This is a genomic window from Cystobacter fuscus (assembly GCF_002305875.1).
GTDB classification, from domain to species: Bacteria; Myxococcota; Myxococcia; order Myxococcales; family Myxococcaceae; genus Cystobacter; species Cystobacter fuscus_A.
The window spans coordinates 6,865,069-6,888,976 of the sequence record NZ_CP022098.1 but is presented as its reverse complement, the minus strand read 5'-3'; the positions used below and the strand labels follow the sequence as shown (position 1 = coordinate 6,888,976).

Genomic DNA, 23,908 nt, shown 5'->3' with positions numbered 1-23,908 from the left:
CTCGCTCGCCTTCTCGCCGAGTCTCACCCACGGTCCGTTTCCTCCACGCCGCTCATCGAACCGGACGTGCAGATTTCCTGCATCCGGCTCTCGGACAGGTTTCACGCGACGCGTGTCAGTGCAGGAGAGCACGCACCTCCAGCACTCCGAGGCTCCGGTGCACCTCGTTGTACTTGAAGCGTGACATTGCTCGCGCCACCTTGTGCCTCCTGCTCAGGAAGTTCCTCACCCGTTCGGTCACGTGCCAGTCCAGCACGTTGAACGCGTGCATCGGCGAGTCGTAGGCGAAGTACGTCGCCCACCCTCGCAGGAACCGGTTGAGCTCGCCCGCTATCTCCTCCCAGCGCTCCGTCCTGCCACGCCGAAGGATTCGGCTCACTTCACCTCGGGCATGCTCCATCGCCTTCTTCGACGGTCGGGCTCCCAGGTACTTCTGGCCGGTCTTCTTGTAGACCAGGGGTCCCAGCTCGTACCCGAGAAAGCGGAAATGCTCCTTCCGCGCATCGCGAATGCTCGTCTTCGTCTCGTTGAGCGTCAGCTTCATCCCCTCGAGCCATTGCTTCACCTGCGCCAACACCTCCGCGGCACCCCGACGGGCTACCACCACGAAGTCATCGGCGTAGTTGACCAGCACCGCTTCGCTCCTCTTCATCAGCTCGCTCTTGGCGAACACCTTCAGCAACCGGTTGATGTAGATGTTCGCCAGCAGCGGTGAAATGACACCTCCCTGCGGTGTCCCCTGCTTCGAGCGCTTGCCTCCGCTGTACTTCGGGCGTCCTTGCTCGTCCCTCTCTTCCACAGGCACCTTCAGCCACATCTTCACCAGATGCAGCACCGCCTTGTCCGCGATTCTCCTCGCCACGCTCTTCATCAGCTCCGCATGGGGAATCGTGTCGAAGTACTTCGAGAGATCCGCATCCACCACTTGGGTTCGCCCGCGCTTCAGCTCCTGATGGACCTCTTGGACCGCATCGACCGCGCTGCGTCCGGGTCGGTACCCGTATGCAGCCTCGCTCAAGTCGGCCTCGAAGATGGGCTCCAGGATGAGCTTCGCCGCCGTCTGGACCACTCTATCCTTGATAGTGGGGATACCCAGTGGCCGCTCGCCTCCTCCTGGCTTGGGTATCAGCACCCTCCGTACGGGCTGGGGCCGATACGTCTTCCCTTGCAGCTCGCGCTGCAACTCCTCGAGCCAGCGCTCCTCGCCGTACTCCTTGAGCTGCTCGAAGGTCTGTCCGTCCACTCCTGCGGCGCCCCTCTTCTGCTTCGACTGCCCGAGCGCCTCCGTCAGGACGTCCCACCGATGCAGCTTGTCGTACAGCGCGTAGAACCGGAACGTCGGCTCCGCCTTGGCCTTCGCGTACAGCTTCGCTCGGAACTCTTCGAGCTTTGTAGGGGTTGTTAGGCTCACGCCAATCTCCCGCTGCGTCTGCTCCTTGCGAAGCACCCTGAACCAGGGCCCCTTCCCTCCACGGTCGTTACCCGCTTCCTCGGTAGTACGGGCCCTTCCGACTCCTGGCCGTCGCCACGCCCTGACGGCGTGTTCGGGTCGCTACCCCGCTCGGACCAGGTCTCCCGTGTTGCGCACTTCACCGTGTGCTCACATGCCGCGCCCCACCACCCCGGTGGTCCACCCGGCGACGTTGATGTCGACCTTCTCGCCGGGCGCCTGGCCTTCCCTGTATGTGCGTCAGGTCGGCTCCCACGATTGCCCTTTCGGGGCCTGCTCGGGCTTCACTCACGTTGCGGCCTGCAAGCTCGCTCGACCTCCTTTCGAGGCCTTCTGTCTCTGGGCTTCGAGTCCGAGGGTCGCCCCTCGTCCCCGCCAGATAGCTACCGAGGGGGTCGACTTCCTCCTCGGGCGGGACTTCCACCCGCTGGTCAAGTGCACCTTCACGGCGCACGCACACTGGGGGCACATGCGGCCCCACAGGGTCAAGGAGGGCACGGCGGCAGGGCCTGCGTGGCGCGCGTCACCTCCCTGCAGGGAAGTGGCTTGTCTTCACGCGGCGACCGGGGGAGGGTGGGGAGCCCCCTACCGAGGAGCCGCGTGATGTTTTCTTTTTCCAGGCGATTGCTGGCGGTCGTTGGAGTGGTCCTGCTCTGGAGTCTCTCGGGGCCCGCCCGGGGCCAGGCGCCCGACTCCCAGGGGCCCGCGCGCCTCGCGCTGCGCGCCGCGAGACTCTTCGACGGGAAGAACGCCCGGCTCCTGCCGGACGCGGTCGTCCTCGTCGAGGGACCGAGCATCCAGGCCGTGGGCACCCGCCTCCCCATTCCTCCGGGAACGCGGGTCATCGACCTGGGCGACGTCACCCTCCTGCCAGGGCTGGTGGACGCGCACTCGCACCTGCTGCTGGAGGTCCCGCTGGACAGCGATGGCTCCCTCCTGGACTACGTGGCCCGGACGAGTACCGCCGAGCGCGCGCTGCTGGGCGCGAAGCTGGGCCGCGAGATGCTGGAAGCCGGCTTCACCACGGTGCGCGATCTGGGCAACTCCGGTCGGAATGGGGACGTGGCGCTGCGCAAGGCCATCCAGGAGGGCTGGGTGACGGGGCCGCGCCTCTCCGCGTGTACCCGCGCGCTCGCGCCGCCCGGGGGGCAGATGGACACGCTCCAGCCGCTGGCGCAGGGCCTCATCGAGGAGGAGTACGCCACCGTCTCGGGCGTGGAGGCGGCCCGGCGCGCGGTGCGGCAGGCGCTCTATGACGGCGCGGACTGCATCAAGGTCATCGTCGACAACGGCCCCAACCTGCTCACCCTGGAGGAACTGAAGGCCATCACCGAGGAGGCGCACCGCCGCAAGCGCCCGGTGGCGGCGCACGCCACGAACGACGACAGCGTGCGCCTCGCGGTCCAGGCGGGAGTGGACTCCGTCGAGCACGCGTACTCGCTGCCCGAGGACGTGCTGGCGACCATGGCGCGCAAGCGCATCTTCCTGGTGCCCACCGATAGCGCGGCGGCGGATTGCGTCAGCGTCGGGGCGACGGCGGCCGACCCGGAGCTCCGGCGCCGCCTGGAGGAGCGCTGCAAGAAGGGCATTGCCCGGCAGCACGAGCGCCTCCGTCGCGCGGCGGCCGCGGGAGTGCCGCTCGCCGCGGGCTCGGACATGTACGGGGCGATACCGGGGCTGACGCGGGGACAGGCCAGCCGGCGGGTGCTCACCGCCTATGCCGAGGCGGGCCTGTCACCGGTGGACATCCTGCGCATGGCGACGGTGAACGCGGCGGAGCTGCTTCGCCTGCACGACCGGCTCGGCTCCCTCGAAGCCGGCAAGCTCGCGGACGTGCTCGCGGTGAAGGGGGACCCGCTGAAGGACCTGGGCGCGCTGGAGCAGGTCCGGTTCGTCATGAAGGAGGGCCGGGTGGTGCTGGACGCACGGGCCGGGGAAGGACAGGCCGAGGGCGCCGTGCGCTGACGGGCGCCTCCCTACCTTCTCTGAATGTGGAGGCGGCGGGATCGAAGCCGCGAAGGGCAGATCTGCCCCCACTCGGGACCAGAGGCACAACCCCCGTTTCCCCTCTGAAAGTGGGGCGCCCATCTGTCCGGGCGAGTCCATGCGCGTCCGTTCGATTTGGTCCTTTTTTGGTCCCCTTGGACCCCTCGCTGGGCGAGCGCGGCGAGCCCTCCAGCCCTGGATCTATCTTCTGGCGCTGCCGTCGTGCCCTGGTGACCTCCACCGGGCCCGAGGTGCCCGCCGTGGCTGCCGGGCTGTCCTGGTGGCTGCCACCGCCCTGGCGGCCCCCGTCCGCGGCCTTCCTCGCCCCCTCGGCTCCAGCCCTTCCTCAACAGGGCCCCCATCCCGCCTATACGCTCTCCCCGTCTGCTTGGGGCGCGCTACGTTCGCTTCCTCCCCACCCGCTTGGGGGAGCCCATCAACGTCAGGAGGTGCTGCATGGCACGCTTGTTGGCTGTGCTGCTCTGCATGTTTCTTGTGGGGTGTAGCGGCGCTGCCCAGAGCGTCCGTCGCGCCACGGGTCAACGAGAGCGCTGTGTTTATGTCCCGCGCCGTTACCTTGCATCGGGGGCACTGAATGAAGCGCTTCATTCAGCTCGCGCTGGCCTGGAAGTAGTGCCTGTGGCGGCAACGCCGGGGGCCTCACCTGTGGCGCCGCTGGGTCCATCCTCGTCACCTCTGCTCGAGGGGATTTCTGGCGAGGGCTTGGGAAACGGCATCCCCCGAGGCGTGCTCCGGATCGTGCCAGAGGGCGCCACAGCAGCGGAAGAAGCAGGGGCTGGCGGTGCGGCCGGAGAGCTCATCGTCACGGGAGGAGCGATCGTCGCTGCGGCCGGTAGTGTTCTCCTGGTCTGCTTGACCGTCAGCGCGGCCGTGGACGGGGCGGAGACCCCGATCGACATCGCGGATGAGTTCTACGGCACGCACTTCGGCGATGTGTCTGGGTGGGTCCAAGGTCAACACCCAATGACGAAGGCTCCCAAGACCCGAACGGGACCGACGTCCGCCCCACTGGCGCCTCCCGGCGTATCGCCAACATCAGAACCCGACCAGGAGACCAAGAAAAATCGGGGGCGCCTCTATGTGACCTACACGAAGCTCAACAATAACACCCACCGCTACTACGCGGGGCGAACCAGCATGGTCGTCGATCTCACCAAGTCCCTCGAAGAGCAGGCGTGGTTGGCCGTTATTTTGCGAGATGTGAATCACCACATTGATGAGAACGACGAACCAAGGAATGCCAATGCCGTGTTCGCTCCCCCGTTTCTTGATAAATTCGATGTTGGGGCCGCCATTGACTATGGTAAGAGATATGATGACGCCGCGGATTCGCGGAAGAGAGCAGCAGTTGATTGATTCTCATGGTGGCGCCCGATCCGATACCGGAAAGCCCTATCAGACCGAGAATGCCGTGCGCGGTGTGGCGAAAGACAATCCTTGGGGTAGGCGGTTTCACGACGCTGCCACGGATCGGTGGGGTCAATTCTATCCTTACACAGGGTATTAGAAATGGCGCGAATGCCGAGATTTTATAGGCCAGGGACGTTTTTGAGAATCCGCCTCGCGGACGGTTCTTTCGGCTACGGGAGGGCGATGACGCGAACGCATGATGCATTCTACGACTACAAGACCGAGAGTCCTGATGCAGACCTCGATCGGATTGCATCCAAGCCCATCCTCTTCAAGGTGGCTGTCCGTCATTTGGACCCCAACTTATGGGAGATCATCGGGCGGAGAGAGCTTGAGGAACCGCTGACTCAACCTATTGTCGCATTCAGGCAGGACATATTGGACTTCCATAACTGCACGATCTTCGACCTGGACGGTCATTCGAGGAGTGCCGAGCCCCACGAGTGTGTTGGGCTCGAGCGAATGGCTGTTTGGGATCAGCACCATGTCGAGGAACGCCTGCTCGACACCTTCATGGGGCGGCCCAACGCCACGGAGGAGCACCTGAAAGTACGCCTGAAATAGGCAGTCTCTCACAGTCAGGGTGGACGAGCGCACGGAGCGACTCAGCCTCCAGTGCCGGCCTGGACGAAGTGCCCATCCACGCCCAGGGGCAGCCGGTTCACGTAGTCGATCTTCATCTCAAGGAAGAGGTGATTCTTCTTGGTGACGAGTGACGCCGAGGGCGCGATCAGCCACCTGGGACTGCCCACGTCGAGGGCGAGAGTGGCTAAAGCGCAGGGGCTAGCCCAGCGCGCGTGGTGTTGAGCCCCAAGCCGTAACGGTGCCCCAGAAGCCCAGCCCCAAGCCGCCCCCCCCTGCTGGGTGGGCTGCTTGGGCCGGCGTGTGCCTGAAGAGGGCTGCACCGCCTCTGCACCGGCCCGGCGCACAGCCCTGGCGGCACCCGTCAGCGGTCTTCCTCGCCCCCTCGGCTCCAGCCCTTCCTCAACAGGGCCCCCATCCCGCCTATACGCCGACGGATTTGGTCCAAATTTGGTCCGACAAGAATCGATTTGGTCCCCTAATGCGAGCCGCGGCTCCTTGTTAGGAGTGGGTTCGACTCAAGGCGGCGGGCAACCTCTACTGGAAGCGGCGGGAAGCGAACCCGCCGCCTGGCACTCCCAGCGCGGGTTTGGCGGAGTTTCGTGGGAGCCTGGCGGTATTGCGATTGAGACGCTCCCGGCGGGGAGAGGCCGCCGGGAGCCGCCGGGGCTCAGCCGAGGATGAGCCGCTCGATGAGCGCCTTCTGCACGTGCATGCGGTTCTCCGCCTCGTCCCACACCGCCGACTGGGGACCGTCGATCACCCCCGCGGAGATCTCCTCGCCGCGGTGCGCCGGCAGGCAGTGCAGCACGATGGCGCCCGGCTTCGCCTTGGCCAGCAGCGCCTCGTCGAGCTGGTAGCCATTCAAATCCTTCATGCGCCGCGCGGACTCGGCCTCCTGGCCCATGCTCGTCCACACGTCCGTCACCAGCACGTCCGCGCCCTGGACGGCCTCGGTGGGGTCCGCCGTGACGTGCACGCGCCCCCCGGCCTCCGCCAGCAGCGACGCCGCCGGACGGTAGCCCTCGGGACAGCCCAGCCGCAGGTGGAAGTCGAAAAAGCGCGTGGCCTCCACGAACGAGCGGCCCATGTTGCTCGCGCAGTCGCCCAGGAACGCCACCGTCTTGCCCTTCACTCCGCCCAGCCGCTCCTCCACCGTGAACAGGTCCGCCAGCACCTGCACCGGATGGCCTCCCTCGGACAGGCCGTTGATGACGGGCACCGCCGACGCCTTGGCGAACGCCTGGAGCCGGTCATCCCCGAAGGTGCGGAACATGATGCAGTCCGCGTAGCCGGAGATGACGCGCGCGGTGTCCTCGATCGTCTCGCCGCGGGCGATCTGGCTGCTCGCCGAGGTGATCGTCGTCACCGTGCCGCCGAGCTGGTACATGGCCGCCTCGAAGGACAGGTGGGTGCGCGTGGACGCCTTCTCGAACACCGCCACCAGGTGGCGGCCGGCCAGCGTCGTCACCACCTCCTTGCGCTTGCGACTCGCCTTGAGGGCATGTGCCCGGTCGAAGAGGGACCGGTAGTCGGCCGCGGAGAGGTCCGCCAGGGAGAGGAAGTCTTGCTTCACAGTGCTGCCTCCTGCAACGAGTCGAAGAGGGGGGCGAGCCGGGGAATGGCCCTGGCCATCTCCCGTGCGCGCGCCGCGTGGGACTTCAGTTCCACCAGTTGTTTCTCCACCGACGCGGGGCCGGTGCCCCCCGCGTTGGCCTTGCGCTCCACCGCGCGCCGGGGATCCGCGCTCTTGAGCACCTCGGCGTCGAAGCGCGCATCCACCGACTGGGCCAGCTCCAGCGTCACCTTCGCCAGCGGCAGCCCCTTCTCCTGGCACGCGCGCACCAGCGCGCCCGTGGACTTGTAGGCCGTGCGGAAGGGAATGCCCTTCATCGCCAGCGCCTCGGCCACGTCCGTGGCCTGCATGTAGTCCGACTCCACCGCGGCCAGGCACTTCTCCTTGTCGAAGTACACCTTGCCCAGCGCCAGGTGGAGCATGGACAGCACGCTGGTGAGCAGCGGCCCCGTCTCCAGCAGCACCTGCCGGTCCTCCTGCAGGTCGCGGCTGTAGCCCACCGGCAGGCCCTTCACGAGCACCGCCAGGTTGGTCAGGTTGCCCACCGCGCGTCCCGCCTTGCCCCGGATGAGCTCGAAGACGTCCGGGTTGCGCTTCTGCGGCATCATGCTCGAGCCGCAGGCGATCTCCCCGTCCAGCTTCACGAAGCCGAACTCGGGCGAGGCGAAGTCGTAGAAGTCCGTGGCCACGCGGCTGGCGTGCAGGAGCGAGCGCATCGCCGTGTACGCGAAGTCCATGGCGAAGTCGCGGTCGCCCACCGTGTCCAGGCCGTTCATCGTCACGCGGGGAAAGCGCAACAGCTCGCGCGTCACCTCGCGATCGATGGGCAGGGACGTGCCGCCGATGGCGCCCACGCCCAGGGGCAGCGGCGCCACGCCCTGGAGCACGAAGCCGAGCGCGTCCACGTCCCGGACGAACATGGCCGCGTAGCCACACAACTGGTAGGCCAGGGAGATGGGCTGCGCGCGCTGCCGGTGCGTATAGGAGGGGAGGATGACGCCGCGCTCGGCCTCGGCCCGGGCCACCAGGCCTTCGATGAGCGTCGCCAGCACGTCGAGCGCCTCGGCCACCTTCTCGCGCACGTGCAGCCGCAGGTCGACCGCCACCTGATCATTTCGCGAGCGCCCCGTGTGCAGCAGGCCCGCGCGCTCACCCAGCACGCGGGTGATCTCCACCTCCACGGCCATGTGCACGTCCTCCTCGTCGGGGAGTGCCAGCGTGCCCGCCTGGGAGGCCTTCCAGATGGCCACGAGCTGCTCGCGGATGGCGCGCGCGTCCTCGGAGGGAATGAGGCGGGTGCGCGAGAGCATGGTGAGGTGGGCGAGGCTGCCCACCAGATCCTCGCGCAGCAGGGCCTTGTCGAGCGACAGCGAGCTGGTGAAGGCCAGCACCTCCGGGTGGAGGCCGGTTCCGCCCGTAGCGGCCGTCTTGGCAATCGTCATGGGGTGTCTTCCTTTCCAAAGAAGGCTTTCAACTTCCGGTTCAACGTGCGCGTGGAGCGGCCCCGCGCCGGGGCGACGAAGATGGTGTCATCTCCGGCGAGCGTCCCCAGGCACTCGAGCAGCCGCGCGTGATCGATGGCCGAGGCCACCAGGGGCGCGGAGCCGGGACGGGTGCGGACGACGACGAGCATCTCGTTGTCCTCCACCGAGAGGATCATCTCCCCCAGCTCCATCAATCGGGACTCGCCCCCGCGCGGGGGGGCCGCCTCCAGGCCGTACACCGTGCCGCCCTCGGGCAGGGACACGCGCATGGCGCCCAGCTGCGCCAGGTCTCTCGAGAGCGTGGCCTGGGTGACGTCGAAGCCCTCGCGCGAGAGCAGCTGTCCCAGCTCCTCCTGGGTGCCCACCTGGTGCGTGCGGACGATGCGGCGGATGGCGTCCTGGCGCGCGGCCTTGTCTCCATTGTTCCGAAGCGGACTCACGTTGTGGGGCCTCCGGGGTCCTGGCTCAACGCGTGACAAGTGTACCCACGCCCTTGTCGGTGAAGAGTTCGGCGATGAGGCTGTGGGGCACGCGCCCGTCGATGACGTGCACCCGCTCCACGCCCCCGCCAATCGCCTTGATGGCCATGATGGCGCGCGTCTGCATGCTGCCGCTGAAGGCGCCGGCGTCCAGGTGCTCCTGGAGCCGTGCGGCCGTCAGCTCGCTGAAGAGCTCCTTGTCCTTGAGGATGCCCGGTGCGTCGTGCAGGTAGACGAGCTTGTGCGCCTTGAGGGCCTTGGCCACCTCGGCGGCCACCACGTCCGAGCCCAGGTCATAGGTGAGGCCGTCCTCGCCCAGGCCCACCGGGGAGATGACGGGCACGTAGCCCTGGCCGAGCATCATCTCCAGGAACTCGGGGTTGACGCGCGTCACCTCGCCCACGTGCTCGCGCGAGCGCCCGTCCTCGGTGGACATGCGCCGGGCGCGGATCATCGCCCCGTCCTTGCCGGACAGGCCCACGGCCCGGTCCCCCATGTTGTTGAGGATGGTGACGAGATCGGAGTTGACCGAGCCCGACAGCACCATCTCCACCACCTTGAGGCCCGAGTCGTCCGAGACGAGCACGCCCTCCTGGCGCAGCCCCAGCTTGTCCAGCGTGCGGGTGAGCTCCGGCCCGCCCCCGTGCACGATGATGGGTTGCAGGCCCGCGGAGCGCAAAAGCTCGATGTCGCGGCAGAAGGCCTGCTTGAGCGACTCCTTCACCATGGCCGCGCCGCCGTAGCGGATGACGCAGCGCTTGCCGCGGAAGCGCGAGATGTACGAGAGCGACTCGACGAGCAGCGTCGTCTTGAAGGCGGGGCTGTAGTTGGCCAGCCGGTCATCCTTGCCCACGCCGCCGTCCGGCTTGGACACGATGAGCGAGGTGTAGTCCGCGTTGATCTTCACGTAGTCGTACGAGAGATCGCACCCCCACGCCACGGCGGACGCCTCGCCGTCGGTGAGGTGCACCTCCACGCGCACCTCGGGCTCGCGCATGCGGGCCTTGAGCACCGTGGCGTCATAGGGCTGGGGCGCGCCCTCGTAGACACAGATGCCCTGGATGCTGACCCGGGCGGGGTAGGGGTCCACGGCGTAGCCCTGGGTGCCGGCGCGCGCGCCCACGGTGGCGAGCACCCGGCCCCAGTTGGGATCGGCCCCGAAGACGGCCGCCTTCACCAGGGTGGAGCCCGCCACGGCGCGCGCCAGATCCTGGGCGATCGCCGGGGTGGGTACCCCCGTCACCTCCACCTCCAGGAGCTTGGTGGCGCCCTCGCCATCCGCGGCGATCTCCCGCGCCATCTCCTGGCACAGGTCCGTCAGGGTGCTGGTGAAGGCGTCCCACTCCGGCCCGGGACCGGTGAGGGGGGGGTGGTCCGCCCGGCCGTTGGCCAGCACGTACACGGTGTCGTTGGGGCTCATGTCCCCGTCCACCGTCAGGCTGTTGAAGGAGCAGGACACGGCCTGGCGCAGGGCGGTGGCGAGCGGCTCCGGGGCGATGGCGCAATCGGTGACGATGACGGCGATGACCGTGGCGAGCGACGGGTGCATCATCCCCGAGCCCTTGAAGATGGCGGACACCGTCACGTCCCGATCGAAGAGCCGCACCGAGCGCCACACCTGCTTGGGGCGCGTGTCGGTGGTCATGATGGCCTCGGCGGCGGCATCCGACTCGGGGCGCAGGCCCTCCTTGAGCGGGGCGAGCACCGCGCGCACCTTGGGCACGGGCAGCGGATGGCCGATGACGCCCGTGGAGGCGCAGAGCACGGCGGAGGGGGAGACGGAGAGGAGCTGGCCGAGCTCCTCGCGCAGGGTGCGCACGGCCTCGAGCCCCGCGGCGCCGGTGAGGGCGTTGGCGTTGCCCGAGTTGACGAGCACGGCCTGGACGTCCGCGGCGGGCAGGCGGGGCTCGGCGTCCTGCACGGGCGCGGAGCGGGCCTTGTTGGCGGTGAAGCAGCCCGCGGCCGCGCAGGGGGTGTCGCTGTAGACGAGCGCCACGTCCTTGCGCTGGGGCTTGAGGCCGGCGTGCTGTCCCGCGAAGAAGAATCCCGGAGGGACCCTCACGGCGTGAAGCCCCGGAGGGTGGACAGGCCGAGCGTCTCCTCCCAGCCCTTCATGAGGTTGAGGTTCTGCACGGCCTGGCCCGCGGCGCCCTTGACCAGGTTGTCGATCGCCGCCGTCACCACCACGCGGCCCGGATCATACCCCGTGGCGTCCACGGCGAGCCCCACCGTGCAGCGGTTGGTGCCCACCACGGCCTTGAGGCCCACCGCGTCCGGCGAGGACTCCACCGAGAGGAAGGGGCAGTCCGCGTAGCCCTTCTCCAGGGCGGCGCGGGCCTCGGCGGCGGTGGCGCCCCTGGCCAGGCGCGCGTAGGCGGTGACGAGGATGCCGCGCTTGAGCGGCAACAGGTGCGCGGTGAAGGTGAGCGGCACCGGGCGCCCGGCCACCCCCGCGAGCGTCTGGGCGATCTCCGGCGTGTGCTGGTGGCGCAGCACGCGGTAGGCGCGGAAGTCCTCGTCCACCTCGCTGAAGCTCATGTCCTCGCTGCCCTTGCGGCCCGCGCCCGTGGTGCCCGAGGCGGCGTCGAAGACGAGGGAGCCCTCGTCGAGCAGCCCCGCGCGCAACAGCGGCGCCACGGACAGCGCGCACGCGGTGGCGTAGCAGCCCGGGTTGGACACCAGCCGCGCCCGGGCGATGCGCTCGCGCGAGACGAGCTCCGGCAGGCCATACACGGCCTCCGCCAGCAGCGCGGGCGAGCCATGGGTGAAGTTGTAGAAGGTCGGGTAGGCGGCCGTGTCCTGGAGGCGGAAGGCGCCCGAGAGATCGATCACCCGCACGCCCGCCTCGAGCAGCCCCGGCACCAGCTCCAGCGAGGACTCGGCGGGCGTGGCGAGCAGCACCACCTCGCACTCGCGCGCCAGCTCGGCGCTCTGGTCCAGCGGCGCATAGCGCAGCTGCCCCACCGGCCCCATGAGGCCCAGCCGGCGGCCCACCGACTCGCCCTTCCAGCGGTCGCTGGTCACCAGTCGCAGCTCCACCTGCCCGTGGGCCGCCAGGATGTGGGTCGCCTCGACGCCGGAGTAGCCGGACGCGCCAATGATGCCGATCGCCGCCTTATGCATGAGCGTGCATGGATATTCGCAATGCTGCATACACGCAAGGGGCAAATACGTGGCGAACGCGGCGGCCAGCCCCCCCGCGCCCCGGAGGGCGGGAGGCTCAGGGCAGGGGCAGCGTGGTGGAGAAGGCGCCGGTCGCGTCCGACGTCGTCTCGCCGAGCAGCAGGGCGGAGTTCTCCCCCTCCACGGCCACCAGGCGGTAGAAGCGCAGGGCGGCGTTGGGCACGTCGGGCCGCGCCTGGGTCCCCTCGATGAAGCGCACATAGCCGGTGACGCGGCGGCCCTTGGGCAGCGTGACGGCGACCTCCTGGGGCGAGGGGGTCGTGGCCGCCGTCGCGGGATGCACCGTGACGATGCGGCTGTAGCGGGGCAGGTTCTCCAGGGAGGCGAAGTCGAAGCGGTAGACGCCGGGATCCAGCCAGAGCTCGAAGTGGCCCTGCTCGTCCGTGCGGCGGTCCGCCGCGACGCGGCTGGAGGCGGGCCGGGGCGTGCCCGCCACTTCCTTGAGCAGCGTGGCCTCCACCTGGACGCCCGCGGCGGGCAGTGAGCCGACGGGCCCCAGCACGGTGCCCACCACCTTGCGCCGCGTCTGGCAGACCACGTTGCCGAGCTTCAAGACGCTCACGCGCGGCACCAGGATGCTCGTCTCCGTGGAGCCGGCCGGGGCGCCCGCCCGCGGCAGCATGGTCAGCAGGAGCTCGCGGCCGCTGCCCAGCGGTGGGCTGGGCAGCGTGAGAAGCTCGAAGGAGCCATCCGCCTGGGACTCCACCTGCGGGCTGCGGTACTGCCCGCCGCCCAGCACCGAGCCCGACACGAAGAGCGTGGCCCCGGCCACCGGATTGCCCTCCCGGTCCACCACCCGTCCCTGGAGTCGCACCGGCTCCCCGTAGTCGGGCAGCAGGACGGGCTCGGTCAGCGCCTGGCTCGGATCGAGGTGGACGAGCATCTGGGGCACCAGGTAGTTCGTCGAGGTGACTTGCAGGGTGAGCGAGTCACTCTTGAGGTCCGTCCGGCGCAACACCAGGGTGAACAGTCCCGTGCCCGGCACCACGGTCGCCCGCTGGGTCAGCGGGTTCTTCTGCTCGTCGAGCACCTGCACTTCCAGGGGCACGTTCACGGGCATGGGGGTGTTGTCGTAGCGCAGCACCCTGCCGGTCATCCGCACGAGCTGGGTGGGATCGGGCAGGCGGAATTCGAGCGGGGCGCTGCTTCCCGGCTGCACGTCGCTGCTGCTGGACAGGGGTGGAAGCTCGGAGTTGGCGGTGAGCAGCTCCACCGTGTAGCGCCCCGAGGCCACCGGCAGCGAGAAGGACCCCTGCGAGTCTGGATCCAGCGTGCTGTCCTCCTGTGTGCGCTGCACTCCGGGGATGAGCAGGCTCTCGCCCGTGATGCGCAGGGTGACGGGGGCGGAGTAGGCCGTGGTGGAGGTCTCCCCCTGTTGTACGAGCACCTTCCCCTTGAGCGTGGAGGGGCCGCGCAGCAGCAGCGTCTGCTGGTCGCGCAGCTCGTCCACCGGCAGATCCTGGGCGAACAGGCCCTCCTTGGCGTTGGGGATGACCTCCACCACGAGGTTCCTTCCCGGATCGCCGCACCCGTTGACGAAACACACCTGGTCGTCCGCGCAGTCGCTGTCGTCGCGGCAGCCCAGGAACCAATCCTCGGAGGTCATGCCACAGCCCAGCAGCAGCACCCCCGCGAGCAGTACCCCTTTCAGCAGTCCCATGCCCGAGCGGCTCATGGGCAATTTCCCTGCTCGGTCCGCACGAACCACACGTAGGACGTGGCGTAGCCGGGATTGGTCAGGATGTCGCCATTGGGCAGCTGGACGATGTCCGCCTGGGGCACCCGTCCCTGGAGGGCCCGGTCGGCGACGACCACCTCGACGACATGGTCGCCCGGGGTGTTGAGCCGGCTGAACTCGGCCGAGTTGAAGATGGGCTTGATGGTGGGGCGCTCGTCACGTCTCGGATCGTCGCCCTTGGGCAGGAGGGTCACTTCCCGGTCCGCGCCACGCGGTTGGTTGGGATCGTAGTCCACGTACCAGTACGCCGTGAGCGTGTCGCCGAGGTTGGGATCCTCCACGATGATGGAGAACTCCAGCTCACAGCGGGGCTTGGACCCGAAGCCTCGGAGGATGCGGTAGGGAGGTTGCACCAGGTTCTCCACGATCCGGGGGGGGTCGTTGCGTGGGACGGGCAACTCGTCCAGGTAGTACTCGTCCTGGGGAAGGATGCAGCCTCCCAGGACCCAGACCGCGGTTCCCAAACCCCACCCCTTTCGGAGGCAGAGTCCTAGCAATTGGCTGGCCAGCCGACTCGGGGGGGATTTCGTCGTCGCCATGCGTGTTTACCCGGGGGCCACGGCAACGGGGGGGAACGAACCGTGACAACCCTGTCGTGAATTACAACAATTCCTCGTCGCCGTCTCCGGCGGGAAGCAAGGGCTCGCCGCTCTTGTCCGCTTCCAGTTTCTCGAAGTGGCGGAAGATGGTGCGCGGGTCCACGCCCAGGTCCTTGGCCGTCTTGGTCTTGTTGCGGTTGTTCCGCTCGTAGACCTCCTGGATGTAGTGCTTCTGCCAGCGCTCGCGCGCCTCGGCCAGGGGCAGCACCGGCTCCAGGTTCTCCGGCTTGAGGTCCAGGTCATCCGGCCCGATGAGCGGCTTGTCCGAGAGCACCACGGCCTTCTTGATGCGGTTCTCCAGCTCGCGGATGTTGCCTGGCCAACCGTACTTCTTCATGGCCACCGTGGCCGAGGGGGAGAAGCCCTTGGCCCGGGCGCCGAACTCCTTGGCGTACTTCTGCAGGAAGTACTTGCCGAGCACGAACAGGTCCTCGCCGCGCTCGCGCAGGGGGGGCAGCTTGAGCGTCACCACGTTGAGTCGGTAGTAGAGGTCCTCGCGGAAGGTGCCCTTGCGCACCTCTTCCTCCAGCACCCGGTTGGTGGCCGTCACCACGCGGATGTCCACGGGCTCGCCCCGGTGGTCTCCCACCTTGTAGACGACCTTCTCCTGCAGGGCGCGCAAGAGCTTCACCTGGAGCTGCAGCGGCATCTCGCCGATTTCATCGAGGAAGAGCGTGCCGCCGATGGCCGCCTGGAAGCGACCCACCTTGGTGTTCACCGCGCCGGTGAAGGCGCCGCGCACGTGGCCGAACAGCTCGCTCTCCAGGAGGTTCTCGGGGATGGCGCCGCAGTTGATGGTGACGAAGGGCCCCCTGGCGCGGGGCGAGTGGCGGTGCAGCTCGCGCGCGATGAGCTCCTTGCCCGTGCCCGTCTCGCCGGTGATGAGCACGGAGATGTCCGTGGGGGCGATCTTGTCGATGCGCTTGTACACGTCGAGCATGCCCTGGCACGCGCCGACGATCTCCCCGTAGCGCGTGTCGTCCAGGCGCTTGCGCAGCTCGGTGTTGTCCAGCTTGAGATCGTTCACCAGCAGCGCGTTGTGGATGAGCAGCAGCGCCTGGGCGGCGAAGATGGTGAGCATGTCCAGGCTCTTGGGCTCGAAGCGGTTCACCAGCCGATCGTTGCCCACGTAGAGCACGCCGAAGAGCTCGTCGTCGCGCACCAGCGGCACGCACATGACGGAGAGCATCTGCAGGTTCACCACGGACTTGCTCACCTTGAACTCGGGATCCTCCAGCGCGTCGCTGAGGATGAGCGGCTGGCGCGTGCGCACCACCTTCTCGATGATGGAGTCGGACACGCGCTCCACCGCGTCCTCCAGGTTCTCGCGCGAGAGGTTGCGCGCCACCTTCACGCGCAGCTCGCCGCTCTCCCGGAGGATGAGGAAGCCCTTGTCCGCCCGCGTCACCTCGATGGCCTCGTCCAGCAGGTGCTCCAGCAGCGTGTCCCGGTTGGCGCCGCCGCCGAGCACCCGGGTGCTGAAGGCGGTGAGGCGGCGCAACAGCAGCAGCTCGCGCCCCACCACGCCGGGCACCTCGCGGGTGGTGGAGTCGGGGTCCGCCGTCGGCTCGGCCTGGTGGGTGAGGGACAGGGGCGGCGAGGTCGTGGCGGCGGGTCCGGGCGCGGCCTCCTCGCGCGTGAACACCAGCTCGGTGGCGCCCACGCGGATGACGTCGGACGTGGCGAGCACGGCACTGTCGCGCTTCTTGCCGTTGACCTGGAAGGTGGCGCCCAGGCTGCCCAACTGGTAGCGCGCGCCATCGAAGAGCACGTGCAGGGCACTGTCCGGCACGGACGGGTCCTCCAGCGCCACGTCATTGTCGGCCGAGCGGCCGATGCTGGTGATGCGCTTGTGGAGCAGGACCGTGCGGACCTTGCCCTGGGGGGAGCGGATGGTGAGGCTGGCCATGAGCGGACGCGTTCCTAGAAGGCGAGGGTGAAGCCGGCGCTCGCGCCACCGGAAGTGGGGACCAGGTGCAGCCGGGCCCGGGGCGCGGCCGGGTCCGGGGGCGTCTCGATGCGCGTGCTCACCACCTCGTCCTGATGACGCCACAGCGCCTCGAGCACACCCAGGGCATACACTCCGTAGAAGCCCAGGGCCGTGCTCCTGTTGATCGTCGACAACAGCTCGGCCTGTTTCTTGCTGCTGGTGGGGATGTAGCGCACCTGCACCTCGCGGGGGCCGCGCACGTCATCCACCGACACCTTTTCCGTCTGGAAGAGCCCCTGGTGGGCGAAGTAGGTGGCGAGGCTGGTGGCGGCGAGCAGGCCCTCGGTCGCCGCGAACAGGGCGCCCATGCCCGTGCGGCCCTGCTGGAACTGGCCCGCGCCGAAGGGGACGAAGTTCACCAGCAGGCTGCGCTTCTCCACCAGGCGCACCGTCACCTGCCGTGACAACTCCTCCATGCGGCGGCGCTGCGCCTCGGCCTCCGCGCGCTCGAGCTCCCGGCGCTCGGCCTCCACGCGCTCGCGCTCCAGCCGCGTCCTGCGCTCCTGGCGCACCCGCTCCAGCTCCTCCGCCATGTCCCCGCGCAGGTTGTCCAGGAAGTTCACCGCCGGGGGCGGCACCGCGAAGGGATCCAGGTGGAAGTCGGGATCCAGGCGCAAGAGCGCGCGGAAGTGGCGCGTGGCCTCGTCGGTGCGGTGCAGGTGGAAGGCGCTCAGCCCCGCGAGCTTGTGCAGCTCCACCAGGTCCTGCTCGGACAGCCGCCCCCGGTCGATGCGGCTCGTCGCGCGCTCGAGCACCTCGGCGTAGTGGCCATACTCGTAGGTGGCGCGCAGGGCGGGCACCTCCTCGTCCACCCACTCCGCGGCGAGCGTGAGCCCGGGCACCCACAGCCCGAGCACGATGAGCAGGCGCAGGCAGCGGCTCATTCGGGGACGAGCACTCCTCTCACGATGTCGGACTTGCCCGGCTCGATGTAGGCCACGCGCTTCTCGGTGCGGTAGCCCGAGCGGCTGAGCTCGTACTCCACGCGGTGCTGGAAGACCGCGGGGCCGCGGACCGAGGGAATGTCGAAGGGGCGGGTCTGCGTGTCCCGCGCGGTGCGCGTCTCTTCTCCCACGCGCACCAGGGCATCCGCCGGCTCGACGTCGAAGGACAGCCGCGAGGCCTTGAGCTGGGCACGCAGCCGGAAGACGTTCTCCGCCCCCGGACGCACCTCGATGCTCTCGCGCGCGTCCTCGCAGTAGTCGCAGGAGATGGTGACCATGTGCGTGCCCGCCAGGAGCGCCGCCGAGTGTTGGGCGAGCGGCTCGGCGCTGCGCGCTCCATTGTCCACGCGGATATAGCCGTAGGGCCGCACCAGGATGGAGACGGGCACGGGGGTCTGGGCCACGGGGGCCTGGGCCACCGGGCGTGGGGTGGGCTTCTTGTCGTTCGCGGGCCGCCGCTCGATCGGGGTGGTGGGGGACGGCTTCGCGGTGGACACCGCCTCGTGGGGGACGGAGGGCGTCGTCGTGGGGGCCTCGGCCGCCGGGGCCGGGGACGAGACGGGGGAGTGGGCGGGGGCGCCTCGGACCGCCGCGGGGCCACGGGCCGGGTCAGCGCGAGGTGGACGCCCAGGCCGAGCACCGAGACCAGCAGCAGCCCTCCGCCGATCCGCGCGCCCCGCGTGCGCCAGCGCTTGCGGCGGCGCTGCCGCTCCAGACCCACGAGCAGGGTGTGCGCGCGCGCGTTGGTGCCATCGAGCGCGAGCACCTGGTTGAGGCAGGCCAGCGCCCGGGGAGTGCGGTCCTCGGCGAGCAGGCGCTCGCCGCGCTCGAGCAGGGCGGCGATGATGCGCGGGCGCATCAGCTTCTGGTACGAGGCCGGATCGGCGAAGAAGGACACCAGTTCCTCGCCCACGCGCGCGAAGCCGAGCCCGGCGAGGTAGTCCGCCAGCGCGTCGCGCAGCGCGCCCGCGTGGGCGTAGCGCCGCGAGGGCTGCCGGGCCAGGCACCTGGCGCAGATGTCCGCCAGCTCGTCCGAGAGCGTGGGCACGCGCTGGCGGGGATCCTCGTAGGCGCCGTCGAGGATGCGCTTGAGCGTGGCGGTGGCGTTGGCGGCGGTGAAGGGCAGCCGGCCGGTGACGAGCCCGTAGAGGATGGTGCCCAGCGAGAAGATGTCCGCGGCGGGCCCGGCCTCGTGGCCCTCGATGATCTCCGGCGCCATGTGCGCGGGCGAGCCCACCAGCGTGCCGGTGATCGTCATCTGCTCCTCGGCGTCGAGCAGCCGGGCGATGCCGAAGTCCATCAGCTTGAGCACCCCGTCCTCGCGCACCATGACGTTCTCGGGCTTGAGGTCGCGGTGGATGACGCCGGCCTCGTGCGCGTGGGCGAGCGCGGCGGCGAGCTCATGGACGATCATCGCCGCCAGCTCGGGGGGTTGCAGCGGGCCCTGGCCGTCCACGTACTCCTTGAGGGTGCGGCCACGCACGTACTCGGTGACGAGGAAGGCCTCGCGCGCTCCCTCGGCCGAGAAGTCGAACACCTCGAGGATGTTGGGGTGGTGCAGCCGCGCCACCGCCCGGGCCTCGCGCGCCAGGCGCTGGCGCGACTCGCTCTTGTGCGCCAGGTGGGGGTGCAGGACCTTGACCGCCACCTCGCGGTCCAACGCCGTGTCGAGCCCCTTGTAGACGACGCTCATGCCCCCCGAGCCCAGCTCCTCGAGAATGCGGTAGCGCCCGATGTGGCTGCCGATGAGCGTCATGGAGGCGGGGAGTGGGGAGGAGACGGGCGCGCGTGTCAGGGAGAAGGCGGCGGGTATGACAGCGAAGTCGGGGTGTGGAGTCTAGAAGCCGAGCCCGTCGGGGCGCAACGCATCAGTCGCGCTTGAGACGGCGGCGCGCGGCGAGCCTGTCCAGCAGGGCGTGCAGGAGCGGCTCGGCCTGGCGGGGAAGCGAGCGGTCCGTTGGCGAGTGAACGGGCAGGGTGCGCGCGAGGCGGTAGAGCTCCTCGAGCCGTTCGCGGATGAGCTCGCTGTCGGGGCGCTCCTGGAGGGCGCGGCGGTAGGCGGCGGCGGCGCCGGCGTAGTCGCCCAGGCTGAAGAGGCGCTCGCCCTCGGCGACGGGGGAGGAGGGCCCCTGGGGAATGGACTGGGGCAGGTTGCTTGCCTGGAGGGCGCGCGCGGCCTGCAATTCCTCGGGATCCACGCTCTCGCGCAGGTGGGCGAGCTTGTTGGCGAGGGCGGAATCGTCGGGGAAGGCCTGGCCGAGGGTCTCGTAGAGGTGCAGGGCCTCGTCCAGTTCTCCGCGGCGCAGGGCGCGTTCGGCTTGGGCGACCATCTCGGCGCGGGCTTCGGGGGTCATCTGCGCCTCAGGTTACCGTGCGGGGCGCGGAAGTCATCTCCAAGTCTCGGCGGCTCTCACGCCTCGTGGAGTGGCCTTCACCCGCGGCACGGTCGCCACGGAGCGCTGGACTCCGGGTCCGGGACATCCGGTGCTTGCCGCTTGACCTTGGAAGTGGGCAGCATGGGCCAACTCGGTGAGTTATCAAGGATCATCGCGGAAAAAGCATATTCAGCTTAGGCGTTTCTTTCTGGTTTTTTGAGGCGTCCACCTTGTCCGCATCCAGCACGGCGAACAGCGATCGTTCGAACGGGTCACCAAGTAGATAGGGAGGGGGGGAACGCGCAGGCCGGTCGCAGCCAGTACCCGCCTGTTCTTGCCCCTCTGGAGTGATTAGCTCGGCCGGTCAGCCGAGGCGACAACTTCCCTGCCGCAGGAGGCGGTGTGGCTCCGGGGAACAGGAGACGTCGACCTGCGTTTCGGGTCATGATCGGCGTGCGTGCATGAGGCAAACAGGCGATCACGTCGGTCCATACAGGTTGGTGCGGCCGCTGGGCAGAGGCGGCATGGGCGAGGTCTTCACCGCGCTCCACGAGCGCATGAACCAGGTGGTTGCTCTCAAGCTCCTGTCTCCGGCTGCAGTCGTTGATCCGCAGCTCGTGGCTCGGTTCGTCCAGGAGGCGCGGGCCCTCGCGCAATTTCAGCACCCAGGCGTGGTCCGCATCCTCCATTGCGACCGCACGGAGGATGGCACGGCCTTCCTGGCAATGGAGCACCTCGAGGGGCTGTCGTTGCGCGAGTGGATGAGGCACCAGCAGGGGCCAGCGCCGAGCGAAGCCGCGCTTTCTCTGTGCCAACAGATCGCCGCAGTGATGGCCGACATCCACGCAAAGGGCATTGTTCACCGGGACCTGAAGCCGGAGAACGTGTTCCTGTGCCCCGATGCCGAGGTCACACTGGGGTACCGCGTCAAACTGCTGGACTTCGGCATCGCGAAGGTGCCACCGGAGGTAAATGCCCGGGGCGATACGCAGGTGCACACTGCGGCACCCATTTTTCTGGGCACGGCCATGTACATGGCCCCTGAGCAGTGCCGGAACGCGGCGGAGGTGGATGGTGGCGCGGACGTCTATGCCCTGGGGGTGCTGCTCTTCGAACTCCTCGCCGGTCGGACACCGTTTGTCTCCGACGACGCGGTCGATTTGATTTCGATGCACATCCGCGCTGAGCCGCCGCCGTTGCGCGAGCTGGCTCCGGCCGTTCCGGGCGCGCTGTCCGCATTGGTTGCCTCCATGTTGGCCAAGGAGCCGGCGTCCCGTCCGACGATGCTCCGCTGCCGGGATATGCTCGGACGGCGATCTTGGCAGAGCGAACGGGATGAGTGTCCAGTGCCAGGGCTCGCGTCCTTCACCGAAGCACATGCCGAGCTGTTCTTCGGCCGTAAGATGGAGATCTCCACCGTCCTGAGCCTTCTGGATGAGGCGCGGTGCGGCGAGCGCCGGTGGGTGCAAGTCGAGGGACCGAGCGGGGTAGGGAAATCGTCGTTGGTACAGGCGGGCGTCCTTCCGTGTTTGAAGGAGCGCTCCTCGCAGCTCGCTCCTGCCTGGAGGGTCGCGGTCCTTCGCCCGTCGTACGATCCGGTGCATCAACTTGCCGTGACCGTGCGTGATGCGCTTGCCGGAAGCGACTTCACCTTCTCGGCTCGGGAGTTGGAGCGCGCGCTGCGCGCGGATGTTCGCGCGCTCTCGGAGATAGTAAGCGCGCACACGCCTCCGCAGGGTCATTTCCTGCTGGTGATCGAGCAGATGGAGGAACTCGCCACGCTGGGGGGCGCGGATTGTTCGGAGATTGACGTGTGGGTGGAGACAGCACTCGCCACGCTTGGTTCACCCCTGCGGTTGCTCACGACGATTCGGAGCGACTTCATCCACCGGCTGGAGCAGATGCCGCGAATGGCGGCGCGGCTCAACCAGGCTGCGCGCTATCACCTCCTACCGATGGAGGAGGAGGCGCTGACGCAAGTCATCGAAGGAATGGCCCAGCGCGTCGGACTGCGGCTCTCCGAGGGACTGTCGCTGCGGATGGTTCGTGACGCGAGGAGCGAAGGAAGCCAGCTTCTGCTGCTTGGCCAAGCTCTCCACGCGTTGTGGGGTCCCTGCGCAGCGGTGCCCAGCTGACCCATGAGCGATACGAGCAGCTCGGTGGAGTCGGCGGAGCCCTGGCGCGGCAGGCGGAACGGTTACTCGACGGGCTCGGCTCCCAGGGACGCGAACGCGCGAAGTGGATTCTCCTGGATCTCGTGCAGGTCGGCCGCGGTGTCCCAGACACGCGGCGGCCCCGCACCCGGCGGGAGGTATTCGAGGCCGGCGGGGGAGACGCGTTGTCGCTGGAGGTCTTGATGCGGCTCTCCGGCATGCGGACCGGGACTCGGGACGTCGCCGAGGAGGGGCTCCGGCTCATCGTGCTCTCTGCCGGAGATGAGCCCGCGGAGCAGCGTGTGGACTTGATACACGAGTCGCTCCTGCAGCAGGTTCCGTCACTCGCGGATTGGATCGAGAGCGAGCGCGTCTTGCTCGAGCGGCAGGCGGCTCTGGAGATCGCCGCGCAATCGTGGGAGCACGCAGGATGCCCGACGGAAGGGTTGCCTTCCGGCTCGTTGCTCGCGCACTACGGGGATGCGGCGGGCCTATCCTCCAGAAGCGGTTCCCCGGGCCGCGGGGTGAGCGAGCGTGCCTCCCGCTTTCTCACTGCCGCGCGAGGTCTTGATCGCCGTCGTGTCCGGCTCAGGCAGGGACTGGCACTCGCGGCGATGGCTGCGGTGGTCGCCATCTCCTTCAGCGCGCTCAGCGCCTACCGCGAGTGGCGGCGAGCTCAAGAGAATCTCCAGCGCATCGTCCTCGCCACGCACCAGTTCGTTTCCGACGCCGACTGGAAGCTTGGCAGGGTCGCTTATACGCTCGAGGTGCGGCGGGCCATGCTGCACAAGATCGACGAGAACTTGGCGTCTCTCCCGCACGCGGACCGTCAACTCCCCGAGGTTCGCGAGGCAATCATCGCAACGAAGCATCGACTCGGGGATTTCGCCTTTCAGAACGAATCGCTCGCTCGGGCTGAAGGCTTCCTGGATGCTGCGACCGTGGAGATCCAGAAGGGCCTGGACGTTCGACCGGAGGATGAGGAGCTCAAGCTGCTCCGGGCGCTGAACCACTCCAAGCTCGGGAAGATCGCGCTGGCCCGGGGCCGGCTCGACGAAGCTCGCGGCCATTTCGCTGATGCGCTCGCATTCCTGGATCGGCCGCCGGACCACGTCGATGATGACTATCGGCGGACCCTGGCGACGAGCTATTCGGAGCAAGGCGAGTTCGACTTGGCGTCCGGTGCTGCCGAAGCTGTCGAGCGGTACGACCGAGCCGTCGCTCTGTTCGAAGAGAATGCCCGGAGTGGTGATGCGTACGAGCAAGCACTCCTCGCCGATGCGCTGTGCTGGCGCGCGGAGGCACTCCATCGTGCGGGAAGACTCCCGGAGGCCGCGGCCGATCTCGAGCGTGCGCTCGGTCTTGCTCGCAGGCTGAATGAAGTGGAGGCGGGAAATGAGTTCATCCGGTGGATCCTCTCCCGCGCTTACCTCGGGTCGGCCTCGATGGAGGCGGCTCGTGGTGGGCCTCAGACGGACGACCGATATCGTGCGGCGGAGGAACTGGGGAGAGGTCTCGTCCGCGGCGAGCGAACCAACAAGCGCTATGGCCTCGTCCTGGCCCAGAGTTTGTTGGAGCATGAGGCGTTGCTGAGTGGTCGGGGAGCGGTCGCACAGGCCCGTTCACTGCGCGACGAACGCTGTGGGTTGGTCAGCGCATTCGTGGGGATGGATGGTGAGGACCACCGGTTTGACAGGTTCGTCTGCCATGGGTCCCCCGTCCCTCAAGGAACCGGACAGTGATGTGAGTCCATGGGGGGCTTTGTGCGCTAGAGCCCTGGGGATACCCCGTTCAAGTCCCTGGCATGTCGTTGAGCTGGCGCTCCGAAAAAAGTCCGACCCCGCGCGCGATCCGTCCGCGAATGGCGTCCTAGGGAATGGAGCCGGAATCCCAACGGAAGAACACGGACATGATCGACGCCCACCTGATTGCTCGCGA

Annotated in this window: 18 protein-coding genes and 1 pseudogene; 5 read left to right on the top strand and 14 right to left on the bottom strand. The window is 68.5% G+C overall.

All coding sequences use genetic code 11. The features are described from left to right. Nucleotides 1-115 precede the first annotated feature (115 nt). Complete coding sequence (gene ltrA / locus CYFUS_RS28030; protein WP_198316113.1) at nt 116-1,447, bottom strand: group II intron reverse transcriptase/maturase; 1,332 nt, start codon at nt 1,445-1,447, stop codon at nt 116-118. A gap of 606 nt (nt 1,448-2,053) precedes the next feature. Between ltrA and CYFUS_RS28025 the strand changes: the two genes are divergently transcribed. The 3 genes from CYFUS_RS28025 (at nt 2,054) to CYFUS_RS28015 (ending at nt 5,431) form a co-directional block, all read left to right on the top strand. Then, nucleotides 2,054-3,415 (top strand): amidohydrolase family protein, encoded by a 1,362-nt coding sequence (locus CYFUS_RS28025; protein WP_198316111.1) that lies wholly within the window; start codon nt 2,054-2,056, stop codon nt 3,413-3,415. Between the two features lie 477 nt (nt 3,416-3,892). Continuing rightward, nucleotides 3,893-4,813 (top strand): hypothetical protein, encoded by a 921-nt coding sequence (locus CYFUS_RS28020; RefSeq protein ID WP_157758697.1) that lies wholly within the window; start codon nt 3,893-3,895, stop codon nt 4,811-4,813. Between the two features lie 162 nt (nt 4,814-4,975). After that, complete coding sequence (locus CYFUS_RS28015; RefSeq protein WP_095988020.1) at nt 4,976-5,431, top strand: immunity 26/phosphotriesterase HocA family protein; 456 nt, start codon at nt 4,976-4,978, stop codon at nt 5,429-5,431. A gap of 41 nt (nt 5,432-5,472) precedes the next feature. On the opposite strand, the gene CYFUS_RS50970 is transcribed toward CYFUS_RS28015, so the two are convergent. From CYFUS_RS50970 to CYFUS_RS27960, 13 genes and pseudogenes are all read right to left on the bottom strand, one after another. Then, on the bottom strand, nt 5,473-5,619 hold the full coding sequence (locus CYFUS_RS50970; RefSeq protein ID WP_157758696.1) for a hypothetical protein: 147 nt from the start codon (nt 5,617-5,619) through the stop codon (nt 5,473-5,475). A gap of 500 nt (nt 5,620-6,119) precedes the next feature. Beyond that, nucleotides 6,120-7,025 (bottom strand): ornithine carbamoyltransferase, encoded by a 906-nt coding sequence (gene argF / locus CYFUS_RS28010; RefSeq protein WP_095988019.1) that lies wholly within the window; start codon nt 7,023-7,025, stop codon nt 6,120-6,122. After that, nucleotides 7,022-8,467, bottom strand: coding sequence for an argininosuccinate lyase (argH, locus tag CYFUS_RS28005; RefSeq protein WP_095988018.1), 1,446 nt, complete (start codon nt 8,465-8,467; stop codon nt 7,022-7,024). Before argH ends, argF begins: the two co-directional genes overlap by 4 nt. Next, complete coding sequence (argR, locus tag CYFUS_RS28000) at nt 8,464-8,949, bottom strand: arginine repressor (RefSeq protein WP_002626059.1); 486 nt, start codon at nt 8,947-8,949, stop codon at nt 8,464-8,466. Before argR ends, argH begins: the two co-directional genes overlap by 4 nt. Nucleotides 8,950-8,974: 25 nt before the next feature. Continuing rightward, nucleotides 8,975-11,050, bottom strand: a complete 2,076-nt coding sequence (gene argJ / locus CYFUS_RS27995; RefSeq protein ID WP_095988017.1) for a bifunctional glutamate N-acetyltransferase/amino-acid acetyltransferase ArgJ — start codon at nt 11,048-11,050, stop codon at nt 8,975-8,977. Continuing rightward, nucleotides 11,047-12,111: an N-acetyl-gamma-glutamyl-phosphate reductase gene (argC, locus tag CYFUS_RS27990; protein WP_095988016.1), complete on the bottom strand. Its 1,065-nt coding sequence runs from the start codon at nt 12,109-12,111 to the stop codon at nt 11,047-11,049. Before argC ends, argJ begins: the two co-directional genes overlap by 4 nt. Before the next feature lie 97 nt (nt 12,112-12,208). After that, entirely contained in the window at nt 12,209-13,846 is a 1,638-nt protein-coding gene (locus tag CYFUS_RS27985; protein WP_095988015.1) for a hypothetical protein, read from the bottom strand. Beyond that, complete coding sequence (locus CYFUS_RS27980; RefSeq protein ID WP_095988014.1) at nt 13,843-14,373, bottom strand: hypothetical protein; 531 nt, start codon at nt 14,371-14,373, stop codon at nt 13,843-13,845. The genes CYFUS_RS27985 and CYFUS_RS27980 overlap by 4 nt, the downstream gene beginning before the upstream one ends. Nucleotides 14,374-14,509: 136 nt before the next feature. Further along, entirely contained in the window at nt 14,510-16,417 is a 1,908-nt protein-coding gene (locus CYFUS_RS27975) for a sigma 54-interacting transcriptional regulator (protein WP_095988013.1), read from the bottom strand. Nucleotides 16,418-16,431: 14 nt separating this feature from the next. Beyond that, nucleotides 16,432-17,382 (bottom strand): hypothetical protein, encoded by a 951-nt coding sequence (locus tag CYFUS_RS27970; protein ID WP_095988012.1) that lies wholly within the window; start codon nt 17,380-17,382, stop codon nt 16,432-16,434. Then, complete coding sequence (locus CYFUS_RS53055; RefSeq protein WP_232537913.1) at nt 17,379-17,939, bottom strand: hypothetical protein; 561 nt, start codon at nt 17,937-17,939, stop codon at nt 17,379-17,381. The genes CYFUS_RS27970 and CYFUS_RS53055 overlap by 4 nt, the downstream gene beginning before the upstream one ends. Before the next feature lie 524 nt (nt 17,940-18,463). Then, nucleotides 18,464-19,135, bottom strand: a pseudogene (locus CYFUS_RS53050) (serine/threonine-protein kinase); the annotation flags it as partial. Nucleotides 19,136-19,310: 175 nt separating this feature from the next. Further along, complete coding sequence (locus tag CYFUS_RS27960) at nt 19,311-19,796, bottom strand: tetratricopeptide repeat protein (protein WP_095988011.1); 486 nt, start codon at nt 19,794-19,796, stop codon at nt 19,311-19,313. Between the two features lie 545 nt (nt 19,797-20,341). On the opposite strand from CYFUS_RS27960, the gene CYFUS_RS53045 reads away from it, so the two are divergent. Both CYFUS_RS53045 and CYFUS_RS53040 read left to right on the top strand, forming a co-directional pair. Next, on the top strand, nt 20,342-21,952 hold the full coding sequence (locus tag CYFUS_RS53045; RefSeq protein ID WP_232536847.1) for a serine/threonine-protein kinase: 1,611 nt from the start codon (nt 20,342-20,344) through the stop codon (nt 21,950-21,952). Beyond that, a complete protein-coding gene (locus tag CYFUS_RS53040; protein ID WP_332468297.1) occupies nt 21,922-23,712 on the top strand; it encodes a tetratricopeptide repeat protein in 1,791 nt (596 codons plus the stop codon). The genes CYFUS_RS53045 and CYFUS_RS53040 overlap by 31 nt, the downstream gene beginning before the upstream one ends. Nucleotides 23,713-23,908 lie beyond the last annotated feature (196 nt).